The organism is Actinokineospora auranticolor, assembly GCF_002934265.1.
Taxonomy (GTDB): Bacteria; Actinomycetota; Actinomycetes; order Mycobacteriales; family Pseudonocardiaceae; genus Actinokineospora; species Actinokineospora auranticolor.
Genome location: NZ_PTIX01000014.1, coordinates 32,112 through 39,725 on the forward strand (window position 1 = coordinate 32,112; position 7,614 = coordinate 39,725).

General features: G+C 74.6%; 1 pseudogene. It reads left to right on the forward strand.

The window, feature by feature from the left end:
* Positions 1-84 precede the first annotated feature (84 nt).
* Positions 85-7,611, forward strand: a pseudogene (locus tag CLV40_RS23485) (amino acid adenylation domain-containing protein); the annotation flags it as partial.
* Positions 7,612-7,614: the final 3 nt, after the last annotated feature.

A 7,614-nucleotide genomic window follows, 5' to 3' on the forward strand; every position in this document is an offset into this window, starting at 1 on the left:
GTCTCCCCGCACGCGTTCCCCCATCGCGCCCCCAGGCCGTGAAAGGTTCGTGCAGTCATGTCCGCCCCCCGGTTAGCGTTCCCGACCCTGCTGGACCTCTTCGCCGACCAGGTGCGCCGAAAGCCCGCGGCGCCCGCCCTGCTGGCCGACGCCGGACCCGTCTCCTACGCCGAGCTGGACGACTGGTCGGACCGGTTGGCCCGCGCCATGCTGGCCCGCGGGGCGGGGCCCGAGCGGCTGGTCGCGCTGGCCCTGCCCCGGTCGGTGGAGATCGTGGTGGCGCAGCTGGCCGTGCTGAAGTCCGGCGCCGCCTACCTGCCCGTGGACCCCGCCTACCCGGCCGAGCGGATCTCCGCGATGCTCGACGACGCCAAACCGCTGCTGGTCGTCGCGGATCCCGCCGAGGTCGTGGCCGCGCGGACTGATGAGTCCACAAAGGATGGAGCGCTACCGGGGCGCCCGCACCCCGAGCAGCCCGCGTACGTGATCTACACCTCGGGTTCCACCGGCAGGCCCAAGGGTGTGGTGGTGGCCCACCGCGGGTTGGCGACCTTCGCCCAGGCCGAGGTCGACCGGTTCGACGTGCGCCCCGGTGACCGCGTGCTCCAGTTCTCCTCGCCGAGCTTCGACGCGTCGGTGCTGGAGCTGTGCATGGCCTTCGCGGGCGGCGCGGCGCTCGTCGTCCCGCCGCCGGGGCCGCTGCTCGGCGCGCAGCTCGCCGAGGTGCTCCGGACCCGCCGGGTGACCCACGCGCTGATCCCCCCGGTCGCCCTGGCGACCGTCGGCGACGGGACGCCCCCGGACCTGCCCGACTTCCGGACGCTGGTCGTCGGCGGCGACGCCACCGCGGCGGACCTGGTGCGCCGCTGGGCACCGGGCCGCCGGATGATCAACGCCTACGGACCGACCGAGTCCACGGTGGTCGCCACCTGGAGCGGACCGCTGGCCCCCGCCGACGACTCCCCGCCCATCGGCCGGGCCATCCCCGGCACCGAGGCCTTGGTGCTCGACGACGACCTGCGCCCGGTGCCCGACGGCACCGCGGGCGAGCTGTACGTCACCGGAGTCGGCACCGCGCGCGGCTACCTCGACCGCCCGGGCCTTACCGCCGAGCGGTTCCTGGCCGCGCCGGGCGGCGCGCGCATGTACCGCACCGGGGACGTGGTGCGCCGCAACGCCGACGGCGACCTGGAGTTCGTCGGCCGCGCCGACCACCAGGTCAAGATCCGCGGCTTCCGGATCGAGCCCGGCGAGATCGAGGCCGAGCTGTCCGCCGACCCGGCGGTGGGTCGCGCGGTCGTCGTCGCCCGCGCGGAGACCGGGCTCAAGCGGCTGGTCGCCTACGTGGTGCCCGGTGACGGCAGGCCCGTGCCGTCCGCGCTGCGGGCCCGGCTGGAGGAGCGGCTGCCCGCGCACATGGTGCCCGCGGCGATCGTCGTGCTGGACGCGTTCCCGTTGACCCCCAACGGGAAGCTGGACCGCGACGCGCTGCCCGCGCCGACCGTCGGGGTCGCCGCCGTCGACCACGTGGCGCCGCGCGACGAGCGCGAGCGGGTGGTGGCCGAGGTCGTCGCGGACGTGCTCGGCGTCGACTCCGTCGGTGTGGACGACGACTTCTTCGCGCTCGGCGGCGACTCCATCCTCGCCGTGCGCGCGCAGACCCGGCTCGCGTCCGCCTTCGGTACCGCGCTGTCCGGCCGCGCGCTCTTCGACGCCCGCACGGTCGCGGCCTTGGCCGCCCTGCTGCCGGAGCGGCCCGCCGAGACCACCGGACTGCCGCGCGCGCACCGAGCAGGCCCGCTGCCGCTCTCGCCCGCGCAGCGCAGGCTGTGGCTGGAGGACCAGACCTCGATCGGCCCGGTCAACAACACCGGCTTCGCGCTGCGCCTCACCGGCCCGCTCGACCGCCGCGCGCTCCAGTCCGCGCTCAACCGGCTGGCCACCAGGCACGACGCGCTGCGGACCACAGTGGACGGTGAGCACCAGGTCGTCGCCGACGCGGCCGCGCTGCCGGTACGGGAGATGGTGGCCACCGACCTGGACGCGGCGCTGACCGACCTGGTCGCCGAGCCCTACGACCTCGCCCGCGGACCGCTGACCCGCGTGGCGCTGATCGGGGTCGGGCCCGAGGACCACGTGCTCGTCCTCGCCCAGCACCACATCATCACCGATGGCTGGTCGGCCGCCCTGCTCGTCGACGAGCTGACCGCGCTCTACGCCGAGGAGACCACCGGCGTCCCCGCCGACCTGCCCGAACCGTCGGCGCAGTACCCGGACTACGCCGCCTGGCAGTCCGACCGCGAGGTGCCCGACACCGCGCACTGGCAGTCCCGGCTCGAAGGCCTGACCCCGCTGAACCTGCCCACCGACCGGCCCCGGCCGCCCGTGCGGGTCGGCTCCGGCGGCGTGCACCGCCACGTCCTGTCCGCCGATCTGGTGCGCGGCCTCAACACCCTCGGCACGGCGCACGAGGCGACGCTGTTCATGACCCTCACCGCCGCCGTGCAGGTGCTGCTCGCCGCGCACGGACGCACCCGCGATATCGCGTTGGGCGCGGTCCGCGCGGGCAGGCCGCTGGCCGAGCTGGACCGGGTCGCCGGGTTCTTCGTCAACACCCTGGTCCTGCGCTCGCGCGTGGACCCGACGCTGCCGTTCAGCGACTTCCTCGGCGCGGTAAGGGAAACCACGCTCGACGCGTTCGACCACGACGACGTGCCCTTCGACCGGCTCGCCGACCAGCTCGCCCTGGTGCGCGACCCGAGCCGCACCCCGCTGGTGCAGGCCGTGGTGGCGCTGCAGCAGCCGCTCGTGCGCACGACCGAGGCCGGTGGACTGGGCTGGGCCGACCAGCCGCTGCCCCGCCCGTCGGCGCGCTTCGACCTGGCCGTGGAGTTCTGGCCGACCGGCGACCGGCTCACCGCCGTGCTGGAGTACGACACCGCGCTCTTCGACGCCGACCGGATCGCCGCGCTGGCCAAGGAACTGGAGGCCCTGCTCGGCATCGTCGCCGCGCGCCCCGACACCCCACTCGGGACGCTGGCGGACCTGCCGGAGGGCGACGCGCCCGCCGTCCCGTCGCCGCGCCGGGAGCCGGACCGCTACCTCGCGCCGCGCACCCCCGTCGAGGCCACGCTCGCCGCGGTGTTCGCCGATGTCCTGGGCGCGGCCCGGGTCGGGGTGCGGGACAACTTCTTCGCCCTCGGCGGCGACTCGATCCTCAGCATCCAGGTCGTCACCGCGGCCCGCGCCGCCGGGCTCGTGCTGACCGCGCGGGAGGTGTTCGTGCACCAGACCGTCGCCGCGCTCGCCCCGCACGTCACCACCGTCGACACCGCCGACGAGCACGACGACGGGCCGGTGTCCGGGCCGGTGCCGCTGACCCCGATCCAGCGCTGGTTCTTCGACACCCACACCGCGCACCCGGAGCGCTTCGACCAGACCTGCCTGGTCGACCTCGGCGAGCCGGTGCTGCCGGACGCGCTGGCCACCGCGCTGTTCGCGGTGCTGGAGCACCACGACGCGCTGCGCATGCGCTTCCACAAGGCCGCCGACTGGCACCAGGAGAACGCGCCGGTCGGCGAGACCGGCATGGTCGCCGAGCACGGCCCGGTCTTCGTCGCCGAACTGCCCGGCCCCGGCGACCCCGACACCGCCGTCCGGCTGCGCGCGCACCACCTCGTGGTGGACGGCGTGTCCTGGCGGGTGCTCGCGGAGGACCTGCGGACCGCGCACCGGCAAGCCGTGCTGGGCGAGGAGATCCGGTTGCCGCGCCGCACCACGTCGTTCCGCGAGTGGGCGACCCGGCTCGCCGAGCACGCCGCCGCGGGCGGGTTCGCCGACGAGATCGAGCACTGGCGGGTGGCGCGCGCCGAGACGTCCGTGCCGCGCGACCAAGGCGGGCCGAACACCACCGCTTCCGAGCGGTCGGTCACGGTGACCCTGACCGAGGGGGAGACCGAGGCGCTGCTGCGCGCGGTGCCGAGCGCGTACCGCACGCAGGTCAACGACGTGCTGCTGACCGCTTTCGGTGCCGCGCTGCGGGAGTGGACCCGGCGGCCCGCCACGCTCGTGCACCTGGAGGGCCACGGCCGCGAGGACCTCTTCGACGGCGTCGACCTCTCCCGGACCGTCGGCTGGTTCACCACGCTGTTCCCCGTGGTGCTCACCGGCTCCGCCGAGTGGGGCACCGCGATCAAGGCCGTCAAGGAGTCCCTGCGCTCGATCCCGCGCCGGGGCATCGGTTTCGGCGCGCTGCGCCACCTCGCCGGGATGGAACTCGGTGGCACGGCGGAGGTGTCGTTCAACTACCTCGGCCGCATCGACGCCGCCGGGGACCTCGCGCTCGACGCGCACCCGGACGCCCGCCGCCCGCACGTGCTCGACGTCGTCGGTCGCGTCGAGCGCGACCGGCTCGCCCTCACCGTGTACTACAGCGAGAACCTGCACCGTGCGTCCACGATCACCCGCTTCACCGAGTCCATCGCCGACGCGCTGCGCTCGATCGTGGCGCACTGCGCGGCGGGCGGCCACGGCCGCACGCCGTCGGACTTCCCGCTGGTGGACCTCGACCAGGACACCGTGGACACCCTCGCGACGGCGGGTGTGTCCGACATCTGGCCGCTGACGCCGATGCAGGCGGGCATGGTCTTCCACAGCCTTTCCCAGTCCGGGCAGGGCGCCTACTTCCAGCAGACCGCGTTCGTCCTCGACGGCCACACCGACCTCGACCGCCTCGCCGACGCCTGGCGGCAGGTGGTCGACCGCACGCCGATCCTGCGGTCCGGCGTGGTGTGGCAGGACGTGCCGGAGCCGCTGGCGGTGGTGCGCGAGCGCGTCGAGCTGCCGATCACGCTGCTGGACTGGACCGGTCGGAACCGGGAGGCGCAGCTCGACGAACTGCTCGCCCACGACCGGGAGCGCGGGTTCGACCTGGCCGCCCCGCCGCTGATGCGGCTGACCCTGGCCCGGCTCGACGGCGCGACCCAGGTCGTGTGGACCTTCCACCACGTGCTCCTCGACGGCTGGAGCGTGTTCGGCGTCCTCTCCGACGTGGCCGCCGCCTACGCGGGCGGTCAGCTGCCGGAGCGCCCCGACTTCGCCGACTACCACCGCTGGCTGGCCGCCCAGGACCCCGCCGACGCCGAACGGCACTGGCGCGGCGTGCTGGGCGAGCTGGCGGCGCCGACCCCGCTGCCGTTCGACCGGCCGCGCGCCTCCGTCGAGCAGCCCACGACCTCCGCGCGGACCGAGATCGCGCTCACCGCCGACGAGACCACCCGCCTCACCCGCTTCGCCAAGGAACACCGGCTCACCGCGGGCACGGTCGTGCAGGGCGCGTGGGCGTTGCTGTTGGCCCAGTACAGCGGTCAGCGGCAGGTCTGCTTCGGTGCCACGGTGTCCGGCCGCCCGGCGGACCTGTCCCGGGTCGACGAGATCACGGGCATGTTCGTCAACACGCTGCCGGTCGTGACCACGGTGGACGATTCCGCCGTCGCCGACTGGCTGGCCCGTTCGCAGCGGACCCAGGTCGAGTCCCGCGCCTTCGAGCACACCCCGCTCACCCGGTTGCACGGGTTCAGCGCGGTCCCCGGCGGCATGGACCTGTTCGACACGGCCGTGATCTTCGAGAACTACCCGGCCGACGGCCCCGAGCTGCGCGAGCTGACCGCGGTGGAGAGCACGACGTTCCCGCTCAGCGTGACCGTCTACCCGGGGGAGCGGCTGCGGCTGCTGTTCGGCTACGAGCCGCGCCTGTTCGACGCCGAGACCGTCACCGCGCTCGCCGAGCACCTGCGCCGCTTGCTCGGCGAGCTGGTCGAGGACGGAACCCGCGCGGTGACGGCGATCCCGGCGCTGGCCGGTACCGACCGCGACCGCGTGCTCGTCGACTGGAACGACACCGCCGCCGACGTCCCCGACACGACCCTGGTCGCGATGCTCGCCGAGCAGGCCGCGCGGACCCCGGACGCCGAGGCGCTGGTGGCAGGCGAGCGGCGGTGGACCTACGCCCAGCTCGACGCCGAGGTCAACCGGGTCGCGCACGCGCTGGTCCGGCGCGGCGCCGGGCCGGAGAAGGTCGTCGCGGTCGCCATGCCGCGCTCGGCCGAACTGGTCATCGCGCTGTTGGCCGTGCTGCGAGCAGGGGCCGCCTACCTGCCGGTGGACCCCGAGCTGCCCCGCGACCGGGTCGAGTTCATGCGGGTCGACGCCGACGCGGTCTGCCTGCTGGAGACGCTGCCCGAGGGGCCCGCGCCGACCACCGCGCCGGAGGTCGAGGTGACCCCAGAGATGGCGGCGTACATCATCTACACCTCCGGGTCGACCGGGCGGCCCAAGGGCGTCGTGGTGCCGCACTCGGCGATCGTCAACCGTCTTGTGTGGACCCAGGCGCGGTTCGGGCTCGGTGCGGACGACCGCGTGTTGCAGAAGACCCCGGCGAGCTTCGACGTGTCGGTGTGGGAGTTCTTCTGGCCGCTGACCGTCGGCGCGACCCTGGTCGTGGCCAAGGCCGACGGGCACCGCGACCCGGCGTACCTGTCCGAGGTGATCCGCGACCAGCGGGTCACGACTGTCCACTTCGTCCCGTCGATGCTCCGCGCGTTCCTCGCCCACGGCGACCGCACCGCGTGCGGGAGCCTGCGGCGGGTGCTGTGCAGCGGTGAGGCGCTGCCCGCCGACCTCGCGGCCGAGTTCCACGGCGCGATCGAGGCGGAACTGCACAACCTGTACGGCCCGACGGAGGCCGCGGTCGACGTCACCCACTGGGCCTGCGAACCGGGCGCGGCGGCGGTACCCATCGGGCGACCGGTGTGGAACACCCGCTTGCACGTGCTCGACGCCGACCTGAACCCTGTGCCGGTCGGCGCGCCGGGGGAGCTGTTCCTGTCCGGGGTCCAGCTCGCCCGGGGGTACCTCGCCCGGCCGGGCCTCACGGCGGAGCGGTTCATCGCCGACCCCTACGGCCCGGCCGGTACCCGCATGTACCGCACCGGCGACCTGGTGCGGTGGACCCGCGGCGGTGCGGTGGAGTACCTGGGCCGCACCGACCAGCAGGTCAAGATCCGCGGCGTGCGGATCGAGCCCGGTGAGGTCGAGGCCGCGCTGTCCGCGCTGCCGGGTGTGACCTCCGCCGCGGTCATCGCCCGCGACGGCAAGCTCATCGGCTACGCCACACCATCCACACTGGACGCGGTCGACCTGAGGGCCGTGCTCGGCCGGGAACTGCCCGAGCACATGGTGCCCGCCGCGCTCGTCGCGCTGGACGCGCTGCCGCTGACCCCGTCGGGCAAGCTCGACCGGCGCGCCCTGCCGGACCCCGAGTTCGGTCAGGCGGGCGAGTACGTCGAGCCGGACGGCGACGCCGAGCAGGTGCTGGCCGACATCTGGGCCGAGGTGCTCGACGTGCCCCGGGTCGGGGCCACCGACAGCTTCTTCGACCTCGGCGGCGACTCCATCACCAGCCTGCACGTCACCGCCCGCGCCAACGCGGCGTTCGCGGTGGCCCTCACCCCGCGCGACGTGCTGACCGCACGCACCGTGCGCGCCCTCGCGGACGTGGTGACCGACCACGTGCTGCGCGAACTCGAAGCCCTCGCGGGCGACGCACTCTGACCC